Origin of the sequence: Streptomyces sp. NPDC019890 (assembly GCF_044903445.1) — a bacterium.
GTDB lineage: Bacteria > Actinomycetota > Actinomycetes > Streptomycetales > Streptomycetaceae > Streptomyces.
Window position 1 is genome coordinate 637,818 of the sequence record NZ_JBJDQK010000003.1, and the last position, 11,955, is coordinate 649,772.

General features: G+C 70.5%; 12 protein-coding genes and 1 pseudogene. 4 read left to right on the top strand and 9 right to left on the bottom strand.

Features of this window, described 5'->3' with window-relative positions; all coding sequences use genetic code 11:
• Positions 1 to 67 precede the first annotated feature (67 nt).
• From ACI2LP_RS11280 to sigE, 4 genes are all read right to left on the bottom strand, one after another.
• Entirely contained in the window at positions 68 to 514 is a 447-nt protein-coding gene (locus tag ACI2LP_RS11280) for a sec-independent translocase (RefSeq protein ID WP_404724246.1), read from the bottom strand.
• A 135-nt stretch (positions 515 to 649) separates the two neighbouring features.
• Complete coding sequence (locus tag ACI2LP_RS11285) at positions 650 to 2,413, bottom strand: trypsin-like peptidase domain-containing protein (RefSeq protein WP_404724247.1); 1,764 nt, start codon at positions 2,411 to 2,413, stop codon at positions 650 to 652.
• A 94-nt stretch (positions 2,414 to 2,507) separates the two neighbouring features.
• Positions 2,508 to 3,464, bottom strand: coding sequence for an anti-sigma factor family protein (locus ACI2LP_RS11290; protein WP_404724248.1), 957 nt, complete (start codon positions 3,462 to 3,464; stop codon positions 2,508 to 2,510).
• The gene (sigE, locus tag ACI2LP_RS11295; RefSeq protein ID WP_404724249.1) at positions 3,461 to 4,261 is read right to left on the bottom strand and encodes an RNA polymerase sigma factor SigE; all 801 of its coding nucleotides are present in this window, start codon (positions 4,259 to 4,261) and stop codon (positions 3,461 to 3,463) included. Before sigE ends, ACI2LP_RS11290 begins: the two co-directional genes overlap by 4 nt.
• 107 nt (positions 4,262 to 4,368) lie before the next feature.
• Between sigE and ACI2LP_RS11300 the strand changes: the two genes are divergently transcribed.
• Positions 4,369 to 5,070: an O-methyltransferase gene (locus ACI2LP_RS11300; RefSeq protein WP_404724448.1), complete on the top strand. Its 702-nt coding sequence runs from the start codon at positions 4,369 to 4,371 to the stop codon at positions 5,068 to 5,070.
• 145 nt (positions 5,071 to 5,215) lie between these two features.
• On the opposite strand, the gene ACI2LP_RS11305 is transcribed toward ACI2LP_RS11300, so the two are convergent.
• A complete protein-coding gene (locus tag ACI2LP_RS11305) occupies positions 5,216 to 5,383 on the bottom strand; it encodes a DUF3117 domain-containing protein (RefSeq protein ID WP_003966491.1) in 168 nt (55 codons plus the stop codon).
• A gap of 312 nt (positions 5,384 to 5,695) precedes the next feature.
• Between ACI2LP_RS11305 and ACI2LP_RS11310 the strand changes: the two genes are divergently transcribed.
• Positions 5,696 to 6,496 carry an enoyl-CoA hydratase/isomerase family protein gene (locus ACI2LP_RS11310; RefSeq protein WP_404724250.1) on the top strand — a complete coding sequence of 267 codons (801 nt, stop codon included), beginning with the start codon at positions 5,696 to 5,698 and terminating at the stop codon, positions 6,494 to 6,496.
• Here ACI2LP_RS11310 and ACI2LP_RS11315 read toward each other — a convergent pair.
• Positions 6,493 to 7,080, bottom strand: coding sequence for a DNA-3-methyladenine glycosylase I (locus tag ACI2LP_RS11315; protein WP_404724251.1), 588 nt, complete (start codon positions 7,078 to 7,080; stop codon positions 6,493 to 6,495). The genes ACI2LP_RS11310 and ACI2LP_RS11315 overlap by 4 nt on opposite strands.
• Entirely contained in the window at positions 7,077 to 7,430 is a 354-nt protein-coding gene (locus tag ACI2LP_RS11320; protein WP_404724252.1) for a DivIVA domain-containing protein, read from the bottom strand. The genes ACI2LP_RS11315 and ACI2LP_RS11320 overlap by 4 nt, the downstream gene beginning before the upstream one ends.
• A 100-nt stretch (positions 7,431 to 7,530) precedes the next feature.
• Between ACI2LP_RS11320 and folP the strand changes: the two genes are divergently transcribed.
• A complete protein-coding gene (gene folP, locus ACI2LP_RS11325; RefSeq protein WP_404724253.1) occupies positions 7,531 to 8,391 on the top strand; it encodes a dihydropteroate synthase in 861 nt (286 codons plus the stop codon).
• A gap of 104 nt (positions 8,392 to 8,495) precedes the next feature.
• Here the strand turns inward: folP and ACI2LP_RS11330 are convergent, their stop codons facing one another.
• Together ACI2LP_RS11330 and dapE are read right to left on the bottom strand one after the other, a co-directional pair.
• Positions 8,496 to 9,254 carry a TIGR00730 family Rossman fold protein gene (locus tag ACI2LP_RS11330; protein ID WP_360873660.1) on the bottom strand — a complete coding sequence of 253 codons (759 nt, stop codon included), beginning with the start codon at positions 9,252 to 9,254 and terminating at the stop codon, positions 8,496 to 8,498.
• 119 nt (positions 9,255 to 9,373) lie between these two features.
• Complete coding sequence (gene dapE, locus ACI2LP_RS11335) at positions 9,374 to 10,453, bottom strand: succinyl-diaminopimelate desuccinylase (protein WP_404724254.1); 1,080 nt, start codon at positions 10,451 to 10,453, stop codon at positions 9,374 to 9,376.
• A 30-nt stretch (positions 10,454 to 10,483) separates the two neighbouring features.
• On the opposite strand from dapE, the pseudogene ACI2LP_RS11340 reads away from it, so the two are divergent.
• Positions 10,484 to 11,380 (top strand): annotated as a pseudogene (locus ACI2LP_RS11340) (hypothetical protein); the annotation flags it as partial.
• Positions 11,381 to 11,955: the final 575 nt, after the last annotated feature.

Sequence of the window (11,955 nt, forward strand, 5' to 3'; positions counted from 1 at the left end):
GCGTCCTCGCGTCCTGACAGATGGAGAGAATAGCCACCCTGTCCCGGCTCGCAGGGATTGACGGTAATCAGGTGGCGTCTGCGTCGAAGGGCGGGCGCTCGTCCTGATCGAGCTTTTCGCGCTTCTTGAGCAGGTCGGGGGTGCCCGGCGAGCCGTTCACGGCGGCGGGCACCGACGTGTCCGATTCCCTGCTGTGCACCGCGTCCGCGACCTCGTTGATCTCCTTCTTGAGGTCGAAGCTGCTGCGCAGGTCCTTGAGTTCCTTGAGGTCGTCGTTCTCGTTCAGCTGCTTGCGGATGAACGCCTTGGGATTGAGGTCCTCGAACTCGAAATCCTTGAACTCCGGCCCCAGTTCGCTGCGGATGTCCTGCTTCGCGCTCTCGGAGAACTCGCGGATCTTCCGGATCGTGCGGGTGACGTCCTGGATGAGCTTCGGCAGTTTTTCCGGGCCGAAGATGAGCACGGCGAGCACCACGAGCGCCACCAGCTCCAGTGCGCCTATGTCATTGAACACCCTGCTGCTCCTCGTGTTCTCTGCGGCCCGCGGTCGGATGGGGTCGGGGCCCGATCCACGGTACCCGCCGACACTGTCCGTGCGGTACCTTCCCCCGCCCGGGGGCCGGGACCTGCGCCAGGTGCCGCTTGCGCGTCATGTGCCGTTCGCGGAACCGAGCGTGAGCGACATCTTCCGCTCCTTGCCGCCGCGGACCAGGGTCAGCTCGAGACGGTCGCCGGGGCGGTGCGAGCGGATCTTGACGATGAGCTCCTCGCCGCTGTGCACTCGCTGGCCGTCGACCTTGGTGATGATGTCGCCCGGCTTGATCCCGGCCTTCGCGCCGGGGCCGCCCCTGGTGACGGACGGCGCGCCGTCCTTGCCCTTGTCGCCCACGCGGGCGCCGTCGCCCGTGTACTTCATGTCGAGGCTGACGCCGATCACCGGGTGGGTGGCCTTGCCGGTGTTGATCAGCTCTTCGGCAACGCGCTTGCCCTGGTTGATGGGGATGGCGAAGCCGAGCCCGATGGAACCGGCCTGGCCACCCTCGGTGCCCGAGCCGGTGTCCGCGGCGCGGATCGCGCTGTTGATGCCGATGACGCGGGCTTTGGTGTCCACCAGCGGGCCGCCCGAATTGCCGGGGTTTATCGGTGCGTCGGTCTGCAGCGCGTCGACATAGCTGACATCGCTGCCGTCACCCTTCTCACCGCCCGCGGTGATGGGGCGCTCCTTGGCGCTGATGATGCCGGAGGTCACGGTGTTCTGGAGGTCGAAGGGTGCGCCGATGGCCACCACCGGGTCGCCCACCTGGACGCTGTCGGAATTGCCGAGCGGCAGCGGCTTGAGGCCCGAGACGCCGGAGACCTTGACCACGGCGAGGTCGTAGCCACTGTCCTTGCCGACGAGCGTCGCCTTGGCGGTCTCGCCGCCGCTGAAGGTGACCGAGATGTCGCCGGAGGAACCTGCGGGGTCGACGACATGGTTGTTGGTCAGGATGTGGCCCTGCTGGTCCAGGACGAAGCCGGTGCCGGTGCCCTGTTCGCCGCTGCCGCTGACATGGAGGGTGACGACGCTCGGCAGCGCGCTGGCGGCGATGCCGGCAACGCTGTCGGGCGCCCGATTGCCGTTGTCCTTGGATGCCTGGGGGAGTTCGACCTGGGTGATGCCGCCGTTGCGTTCGATGTACGCGCCTATGCCGCCGCCGACGCCGCCCGCCACGAGGGCCAGCAGGACCGCTCCGACCAGCAGCGAGCCGCGCCGGCGCGGCTTCTTGGCAGGCTCGCCGGGGTGGGTCAGTACCTGGCCGGGTGTGCTCCAGGGGTCGTACTGCATCCAGAGCGAGGACTGCGGCTGGAGCGGAGCCGCGGGCTGTACCGGAGCCGCGGCGACGGGCTGGGGCTGGACCGGAGGCTGGGGCTGGGGCGGCGGGGCGTAAACGCCGCCGGTGGCATCCGCACCCGGCGCCGTGCCGTGGGGCGCCGGGTACTGCGGCGGTACGGCAGTGCCGTGCGCCGGGGTCGCCATCGGGCGCTGTACGGGCGGCGCGGGCGCCCATGGCCCCGGTCCGCCGTACGGCGGGGTGCTGTACTCGTCCGGCTCGTGCAACGGCTGCGGCCTGGCCGCCTCAGACGCGACCGGCGCAGAGGTGGCCGCCGCAGACGTGGCCGCCGCGGTCAAGGCTGACGTGGCCGGCGCAGACGTGGAGGCAGGCACGGGCGGCAACTCCGCAGTCACCTCGGACTCCGCGGACTCCTCGGGCTCCGCCTGCGCCGGAACGGGCACCGGCGCAGGCTCCGACGAAGGTTCGGCCACAGCGGCCGCCACCGGCTCCTGCACCTCCGGCTCGGAGTGGGTGGCACGTCCCGCACTGGGCCGGCTCCACCACTTCGCCTTCGGTCCGGTGGGCTTCCCGTCGTCCATGCTCTCCCCGCAAACTGCCGACCACTGCGTACCCCCGCGGGGCACCCCTCAGAGGATTCAACCAGGTCCCCGAATCTCCGTGCAGGGTCCCTCTTCAGCGCTGGGGCGAGCGGGACGCACCAGGCTTGGCCGGGGCAGCGAGATATGAGGGGACCGGAGTGGCGGCAGGGGCGGCCACGGGGGCAGTGGCGAGCTGGAACGCCGCGCCCGTGGGACGTATCAGCGGCGGAGAGAAGGAGGCATTGGTCAGCAGCGGAGCGACGAAGGGGTGGTTCGGCGGCACCGCCGGAGCCAGCAGTCCGGGTGCCCCGGCGATCGCTGGGCGGTTGTCCGACCTGGCCAGGCCGTTCCCACCGTTGCGTCGGCGCTCGACGTCCGCGCTGCGCAAGCCCGTCGCGCCCTTGCCCGATCCTGAGTTGGAGCCGCTGACACCCGTCGCCGGGGCGGCCGCGCGCAGCGGCGTGACGCTGTTCCGCGGCCCCTCGCTTCTGGGGCCGGCCTGGACCGACGTGTCCAGCGGCAGTGCGCCGAGGGCAATCGCGGCGAAGGAGACCGCGCTGGCCGCGGCGAAGGCGAACCTTCGCCCGCGCCAGGGGGAGCGCTCCGCTTCCGCACGCCCCACGTCATTGATCCGGAAGCCACTGCTCGGACCGCCGGGAAGCACTCCCGCGTGCGCGCCCACCGGTACGTACCCGAAGGTCCCCGTGCGGGGGTCGCGGTCTCGTCCCTCGGACGGGCTCAGCGCTCCGAAGACGCCGTCGGCGATTCGCCCCCCGCCGAAAGGTCCACTCCTGCCGTCGTCGTCACCTCCGGGTCCCGCGGGCAGCCCCTGGAGCCGCGCGAGCAGCCCCTCGGACGGGGGCGGCGGCGCGGTCTGCGCGAAGACGCTCTTCACCCGGCGCTGGGCGTCGGCCTCGGCCTTGCACTTGGGACAGGTCGCCAGATGGGCCAGCACCCGGTCCCGGGCATCGTGTTTGAGCTCGCCGTCGATAAGCGCAGCGAGCCGGTCCCCCAAGTGCTGCTCCGCAGGGGTCGGACCTGAGCTGCTCACGCCGGTCCGCCCTCCAGTGCCAGGCCGACCGCACCCGTCAGTGTGCGCTGCTCGGCGCGGGCCTCCGGGGAACGGTGCTGCAGGGCCTTGCGCAGGTGGGACCGGCCGCGGTGGATGCGGCTGCGGACGGTGCCGAGCTTGACGCCCAGGGTGGCGGCGATCTCCTCGTACGAAAGGCCCTCGATGTCGCAGAGCACCACGGCGGCACGGAACTCGGGCGCGAGGGTGTCCAGCGCCTGCTGCACATCGGCGTCGAAGTGGGTGTCGTTGAAGACCTGCTGGGGAGACGGCTCACGGCTGGGCAGCCGCTCGGCCGCGTCGTCGCCGAGGGCGTCGAAGCGGATGCGCTGCTTGCGCCGGACCATGTCCAGGAAGAGGTTCGTGGTGATGCGGTGCAGCCAGCCCTCGAAGGTGCCGGGCGTGTATGTCGACAGGGAGCGGAAGACGCGCACGAAGACTTCCTGGGTGAGGTCCTCGGCGTCGTGCTGATTGCCCGTCAGTCGATAGGCGAGACGGTAGACCCGGCCGCTGTGCGTGCTGACGATCTCCTCCCAGGTGGGAGGCGTCCACGCCGGCGAATCCGCATCCGATGCGAAGGTCGCGGTAGCTGCCGAGTCGTCGTAGGAGGCACCTCCCACGCCCTTGGGGCTGTGGGAGAGGGACTGGTCAGCAATGTAGGTCACGGATCTCGGCTCACCCACCGACCTGAGGAAGCGCTTCAGCACTCCTCTCCGATCCGCAGGTGCAGCCGCACCTCCCCTGTCGGCTCTGGTGGTGTCCAGCGGAGCCCCTACCATAGCCACCTCGCCCGTTAGCTCCGGATAAGAATCTTTACGCGAATTTGGGTGCTGCTTCCGGTCTTGATCCATGCGCTTCCCCCTGTCCTTCCATAACGCCTGGTCCCATCGGCGGGTTCCCGGGGGCAGCGGATACAGTCAGCCTCGGCAACCCAGGGGGACAGGAGAGGGCCATTACAGCCAACCGGCAGACGAGCTGGGCGTTCGCCGACGCCTTTGTCGCCGAGGACGATGCGCTGCGCTGGGCCCGGGACCGGGCCCGGGAGTCAGGGCTCCCCTCGGTGTCACCAGGCACGGGCGCCGCGCTGCGACTGCTGGCCGCCACGGCTGACGCGAAAGCAGTGGCCGAAATCGGTACGGGTACGGGTGTCTCCGGGATCTATCTGCTGCACGGCATGCGGCCCGACGGCGTACTGACCACGGTGGACCCGGAGCCGGAGAGGCAGCAGTTCGCGAAGGAGGCCTTCCGGGCGGCGGGCTTCGCGGCGAACCGGGCGCGGTTCATCCCCGGCCGCGCCCTCGACGTACTGCCGCGGCTGGCGGACGGCGGGTACGACCTGGTCTTCTGCGACGGCGACCGGATGGAGTCGCTGGACTATCTCGCTGAATCGTTGCGCCTACTGCGACCTGGGGGCCTGGTCTGCTTCGAGGGCGTTTTCGCGGACGGCCGCACGGTCGACTCGGCGGCCCAGCCGGCGGAGGTGCTGCGCCTGCGTGAACTGCTGCGCGCGGTCCGGGAGAGCCAGGAGCTGCTCCCCTCCCTGCTCCCGGTGGGCGACGGCCTCCTCTGCGCGGTCCGCCGCGGCTGACGCTGCCGCGCTCGGCGGAAGGCGGACGGCGTCCGGCATCCGGCATCCGGCTGGGCCGGGGCCTCACCGCCGCGGGTCTCCCAAAAAACACATCGCCCCGGCACGTCTCGGTACCGGGGCAATGAGAAATCAGGGCGCTTCCGCGTCAGCCGACGACCTTCTTCAGGGCGTCGCCGAGGGCATCGGCTTCGTCCGGAGTCAGCTCGACGACAAGCCGACCGCCGCCTTCGAGCGGAACGCGCATGACGATGCCCCGCCCCTCCTTGGTCACCTCGAGCGGGCCGTCGCCCGTCCGCGGCTTCATGGCCGCCATGCTCGTTCCCCTTCCTGAAACCAGCTCATCGTCAGCCGACGGCCCATGGATAGGCACGCGTCCCGGCATCGAACACATTGCTTCCAGGTCATTATCCCGCATGGCGGGACCCGATGACCAACATCAGTCGGCATCGCTTGCGCAACGCGCTCTCGCAAAACCACTCAATTCGGCGATCCGCCTGCGATACTTCGCCGCCGCTCACCGGAGCGGCGGCGAATATTGTTTGACGCAGGTCACATGTTCGCCCTCGTCGATCTCCGACATGCTGGGCCTGCACACCACCGCCTGAGCCGCAAAGGGGACCCTGACATGGCCGACTCCGTGCTGTACGAGGTGAGCGACGGACTCGCGACGATCACGATCAACCGGCCCGAGGCCATGAACGCGATGAACACCGAGGCCAAGGTCGCCCTCCGGGACTCGGCACGGGCGGCCGCCGCCGACCCCTCCGTACGAGCCGTACTGCTCACCGCGTCCGGGCGCGCCTTCTGTGTGGGCCAGGACCTCAAGGAGCACATCGGCATCCTCGCCGCCGCCCGCGAGTCCGGCAGCGGCGACACCATGAACACCGTGCGGGAGCACTACAACCCCATCGTGCGGGCCCTGACCGAGATGCCGAAGCCCGTCGTGGCCGGGGTCAACGGCGTCGCCGCGGGCGCGGGCCTCGGCTTCGCCCTCGCCGCGGACTACCGGGTCGTCGCCGACACCGCCAAGTTCACGACGTCCTTCGCGGGCGTCGCGCTGACCGCGGACTCCGGGGTGTCATGGACGCTGCCCCGGCTGATCGGCCAGAGCCGGGCCGCGGACCTGCTGCTCTTCCCGCGCTCGTTCTCCGCGCAGGAGGCGTACGAGCTGGGCATCGCGAACAAGCTGGTCCCCGCCGACGAGCTGGCCGCCGAGGCCGCCGCGGTCGCCCGCGCCCTGGCCGAGGGGCCGACCGTGGCCTACGCGGCGATCAAGGAGTCCCTGGCCTACGGCGCGGGTCACACGCTCGGCGAGACCCTTGAGAAGGAGGACGAGCTGCAGGCGAGGGCGGGTGCTTCTGCGGACCACGCGATCGCGGTCCAGGCGTTCGTCGGCAAGGAGAAGCCGAAGTACCTGGGCCGCTAGCGGCCCTTCCCGCGGGCTATGCAGTCGCTCAGATGGTCGTCCACGAGGCCGCAGGCCTGCATCAGCGCATACGCCGTGGTGGGCCCGATGAAGCGCAGTCCGCGCTTCTTGAGGGCCTTCGCCAGCGCAGTGGACTCGTCGCTCACCGGGGGTACGTCTGCGAGCGTGCGCGGAGCCGGCCGCGTCGCCGCGTCAGGGGCGTACGACCAGATCAGCTTGTCCAGCTCGCCGTCGGACCAGCCGGCGAGCACGCGTGCGTTGGCGAGGGTCGCCTCGATCTTGGCGCGGTTGCGGATGATCCCCTCGTCGGCGAGGAGGCGGTCCCGGTCGGCGTCGGTGTACTCCGCCACCGCTGCGATCTTGAAGTCGTCGAAGGCGGTACGGAAACCTTCGCGGCGGCGGAGAATGGTGATCCAGGACAGACCGGACTGGAAGGCCTCCAGGCAGAGGCGCTCGAACAGCGCGTCGTCGCCGTGGACCGGGCGGCCCCACTCCTCGTCGTGATAGGTCGCATAGTCGTCGGTGGACAGGCCCCAGGGGCAGCGCAGCTTCCCGTCGGGACCGGCCACGGCGCCGCCGCTCACTGCTCGGGCTCCTTGCCGGGCTTGGTGAACAGGTGGCCCCTGCCCGCCGCGGTGGCCTGCGCGCCGGCCAGAGCCGTCTGCAGTTCGGCGATGCGGGCGTCCCGCTCGGCCAGCTCGGCGCCGAGGCGGCCGAGCACGTCGTCGACGTCCGCCATCCGGTAGCCGCGCGGGGCGACGGGCAGGCGCAGCGCCTCGACATCGGCACGGCCGACGGGGCGGGTGCCCGGCAGCGGGTCGACGAGCTGCTCGGGCGCGACCTCCGGAAGGGCCGCGCTGTCGCCGCCGCCGACGACGGCGAGCGTGACCGCGGCGACCACCACGACCATCGCGATCAGCAAGAACAAGAACACGAGCGACCCTCTCCCCGAACGGAAACTGTCCGGTGCTGATCGTGCCACGACCCTCTGACAGTTAGGGTCGCAGGCGAACCACCTGAGGAGGAAACCGCTGATGCTGCGGCTGGGACGGCGCGAATTCGACGCGCACGAGCCGGTGATCATGGCGATCGTGAACCGTACGCCTGACTCCTTCTACGACCGGGGCGCGACGTTCCGCGACGAGCCCGCGCTCGCCCGCGTCGAGCAGGCGGTGTCGGAGGGCGCCGCCATCATCGACATCGGTGGGGTGAAGGCCGGTCCCGGGGAGGAGGTCACGGCCGAGGAGGAGGCCCGGCGCACGGTCGGCTTCGTGGCCGAGGTCCGCAGAAGGCACCCCGACGTGGTGATCAGCGTCGACACCTGGCGGCACGATGTGGGCGAGGCGGTCTGCGAGGCGGGCGCGGATCTGCTGAACGACGCGTGGGGCGGCGTCGACCCACGCCTGGCGGAGGTCGCCGCGCGGTACGGGGCGGGGCTGGTGTGCACGCACGCGGGCGGCGCGGAGCCGCGGACGCGGCCGCACCGGATCGCCTACGACGACGTGGTGGCCGACATTCTGCGGGTGACGGTCTCCCTGGCGGAACGCGCGGTGGAGCTGGGCGTCCGGCGCGACGGGATCATGATCGACCCGGGCCATGATTTCGGGAAGAACACTCGGCACTCGCTGGAGGCGACGCGACGGCTGGGCGAGCTGGTGGAGACGGGGTGGCCGGTGCTCGTCTCGTTGTCGAACAAGGACTTCGTCGGGGAGACGCTGGACAAGCCGGTGAAGGAACGGTTGATCGGGACATTGGCGACGACGGCGGTGTCGGCGTGGCTGGGGGCGCAGGTGTACCGGGTGCATGAGGTGGCGGAGACGAAGCAGGTGCTGGACATGGTGGCGACGATTGCGGGGCGACGGGGGCCGGCGGTGGCGCGGCGGGGGCTGGCGTAAGGGGTGACTGGGGGCAAGCCCCCAGACCCCGTACGCCCTTCGGGAAATTTCAGCCCCGCCGGCGATTGAGGCGCGGGGCCGGGGGCGGAGCCCCGAGTCAAGCCCTAGTGGCCCGTCTCCTTCGTCACCATCGCCACCGCCTCATCCACCTCGTCCGTCACGTGGAAGAGCAGCAGATCCTTCGCCGACGCCTTCCCCTGCGCCACCACCGTGTTGCGCAGCCAGTCCACCAGGCCGCTCCAGTACTCCGTGCCGAACAGCACGATCGGGAAGCGTGTCACCTTGCGGGTCTGGACCAGGGTCAGCGCCTCGAACAGTTCGTCCAGCGTGCCGAGGCCGCCGGGGAGCACCACAAAACCCTGTGCGTACTTCACGAACATCGTCTTGCGGACGAAGAAGTAGCGGAAGTTCACCCCGATGTCGACGTGGGCGTTGAGACCCTGTTCGAAGGGGAGCTCGATGCCCAGGCCGACCGAGATGCCCTTCGCTTCGCGCGCGCCCCGGTTCGCCGCCTCCATGACCCCCGGGCCGCCGCCCGTGATCACCGCGAAGCCCGCCTCGACCAGGGCCCTGCCGATGCGGACACCCGTGTCGTACTCGGGGGTTCCCGGCGCCGTGCGGGCGGAGCCGAAGACACTGATCGCGCTGGGAAGTTCGGCGAGCGCGCCGAAGCCCTCCACGAACTCCGACTGGATGCGCATGACCCGCCACGGGTCTGTGTGCACCCACTGGGAGTCGCCCTCGGTGTCCAGCAGCCGCTGGTCGGTGGTGCCGGACTGCACCTGTTCCCTTCGGCGCAGTACCGGTCCCAGTCGCTGCTCCTCCAGCGCCCGCAAACCCTCGGATCCTTCGGGGTTGCCCATGACCTGCTCCCTCCGCCGAACTCTGCCGCACTCTGCCACGCAATGCCGTGCACTGCAGAACATCGTTGCTTTGGGTCAGGGTAGGTCGGCGAACGTTACAAGATGTGAAATCCCAGCGGTCAGGCAGTGAGCCAGTCGCGCAGCCGCGCCTCGCAGTGCGTGATCTTGTCCACCGCGACATGCTCGTCCCGCTTGTGTGCGTAGATGGGGTCACCGGGTCCGTAGTTGACCGCGGGCACGCCCAGCGCGCTGAACCGGGCGACGTCCGTCCAGCCGAACTTGGGCTGCGCGGTGCCGCCGACCGCCTTCATGAACGCGGCCGCCGCCGGGTGCGAGAGCCCCGGCAGGGCGCCCCCCGCGTGGTCGTCCACGACGAATTCGGCGACCCCGCAGTCCGCGAAGACCTCGTGGACGTGCGCCAGCGCCTCCGCCTCGCTCAGGTCGGGTGCGTAGCGGTAGTTGACCACCACGGTGCACTCGTCGGGGATGACGTTGTTGGCGACGCCCGCCTCCATCGCCACGGCGTTGAGCCCCTCGCGGTACTCGAGCCCGTCGATCACCGGCCGTCGCGGCTCGTACGCGGCCAGCCGCGCCAGGATCGGCGCCGCGGCGTGAATGGCGTTGGACCCCATCCAGCTGCGCGCGGAGTGTGCCCGCTCCCCCGTCGTACGGAGATGGACCCGCAGCGTGCCCTGGCAGCCGCCCTCGACCTGCGCGTCCGACGGCTCCAGCAGGATCGCGAAGTCGCCCTCCAGCCAATCCGGATGGGCTTCGGCCACATGACGAAGACCGTTGAGGTGTGCGGCGACCTCCTCGTTGTCGTAGAAGACGAAGGTGAGGTCGCGGTTGGGCTCGGGGACGGTCGCGGCGATCCGCAGCTGCAGCGCGACACCCGACTTCATGTCGCTCGTGCCGCAACCCCACAGCACGCCCTTCTCGTCCAGCCGGGACGGCACGTTGTCGGCGATCGGGACCGTGTCGATGTGCCCGGCCAGGATGACCCGCTCGCTGCGCCCGAGGTACGTACGGGCCACGACGTTGTTGCCGTGCCGGTCGACGGTGAGGTGCGGGACGGCGCGCAGCGCCTGCTCGATCGCGTCGGCGAGGGGCTTCTCCGTGCCGCTGACCGACGGGAAGTCGATGAGTGCAGCGGTGAGCGCCGGGGCGTCCAGAGTAAGGTCAAGCACGGTGTCAGGCATGGCTCCGACCCTAACGCGGGCTCCAGTACGGTGGGCACCGTGTCCGAGACCGCCTCCCCCCTCCGGCGCGGCCGCCTTCTGCGTATCGCGGCCGCGTTCGCCGTGCTCCTGGCACTCATCGGCTACGTCGTCGTGCAGTACGTCACCGGCGGCGGCGCTCCGCGCTGCACGGTCCGTGCGGCAGAGGGCGCGGGCGGCCCCACCTACGAGCTCAGCGCCGAGCAGGCAGCGAACGCCGCGACCATCTCCGCCGTCGGCACCACCCGCGGCATGCCGGAGCGCGCGGTCACGATCGCCCTCGCGACCGCCCTCCAGGAGTCGGGCCTGCGCAACATTCACCACGGCGACCGCGACTCGCTCGGACTCTTCCAGCAGCGCCCCTCCAAGGGGTGGGGCACGCGGCAGCAGATCCTCGACCCCGTCTACGCCGCCGGGAAGTTCTACGAGCATCTCGCGGAGGTCCCGGGCTACTCGCGTCTCCCGCTGACCGTCGCCGCGCAGCGCGTCCAGCGCAGCGGCTTCCCGCAGGCGTACGCGAAGCACGAGCCGGACGCGACGCTGCTGGCGGCCGCTCTCACCGGGCGCGCGACCGGGGCTCTGACCTGTGAGCCCGGCAGGAGCGGCGAGGCGGGCGACCCGGCGAAGGTGCGTCAGGAACTGGTCCGCGCGTTCGGGCCCGAGGTGCTGCCGAAGGCGACCACGTCGGGCCGGGCGGCGGCACCCGGGGCGCGCGAGGTGTCCGTACCGGTGCCGTCGACGGTCGGGACGGACGGCGGCGGGGCGTCCCAACGCGGCTGGGAGCTGGCGCACTGGGCGGTGGCGCGGGCGGACGGGCTGCGCATCGAGGAGGTCTCGTACGGAGGCCGGGTGTGGAGCGCGAAGAAGTCCGAGCAGGGCTGGCGCACCACAGGCCCCGACTCCGCCGCGGGCACCGATTCCGCTGCGGACGCAGATTCCGGTACCGGCACCGACTCCGGCGCGGACCCCGATTCCGGCACCCCTTCCGGCAACGTTCCGGGCACCGATTCCGGCGCGGACGGCCGCACCGACTCCGACTCCGCTGTGGACGAAGACTCCGGCACCGGCACCGAATCCGCTGCTGCGAACGACGGCTCCGGCACCGAATCCGGCACCGAGTCCGATTCCGGCGTCGGCTCGGATTCCGGCACCGGCGTCGATTCCGCTGCCGACAACGTACGAATTCGACTCGCACGCTGATCCGGGCGCTCCCCCGAACGAGCCACGCCACCCAGCTTTCGGCGAGAACTCCCGCGACTGTTTGGAGCGATAGCCACTGATCGCCCAATCCCCTTGAAAACAAAGGGAAGTGACGGTTCAGCAGGTCGTTGCGCAATGCAATGTTTGCCCGTTTTTATCCGAAGCCGATAATGCGATGCATTACGAACTCTTTACCTCGGTGCACCGCAACTTCCCCCGCCCTCCGAGCGGTTGTCACTGCGTCCGGACACCGGAGACCACTCAGGGACCGGCACCGGACAGGC

Bases quoted from the DNA above. Each gene is read 5' to 3' on its own strand.
- dapE (WP_404724254.1), bottom strand. From the start codon at position 10,453: ATGCCTGACACCGTGCTTGACCTTACTCTGGACGCCCCGGCGCTCACC.
- ACI2LP_RS11310 (WP_404724250.1), top strand. From the start codon at position 5,696: ATGGCCGACTCCGTGCTGTACGAGGTGAGCGACGGACTCGCGACGATC.
- sigE (WP_404724249.1), bottom strand. From the start codon at position 4,261: ATGGTAGGGGCTCCGCTGGACACCACCAGAGCCGACAGGGGAGGTGCG.
- folP (WP_404724253.1), top strand. From the start codon at position 7,531: ATGCTGCGGCTGGGACGGCGCGAATTCGACGCGCACGAGCCGGTGATC.
- ACI2LP_RS11305 (WP_003966491.1), bottom strand. From the start codon at position 5,383: ATGGCGGCCATGAAGCCGCGGACGGGCGACGGCCCGCTCGAGGTGACC.
- ACI2LP_RS11330 (WP_360873660.1), bottom strand. From the start codon at position 9,254: ATGGGCAACCCCGAAGGATCCGAGGGTTTGCGGGCGCTGGAGGAGCAG.
- ACI2LP_RS11285 (WP_404724247.1), bottom strand. From the start codon at position 2,413: ATGGACGACGGGAAGCCCACCGGACCGAAGGCGAAGTGGTGGAGCCGG.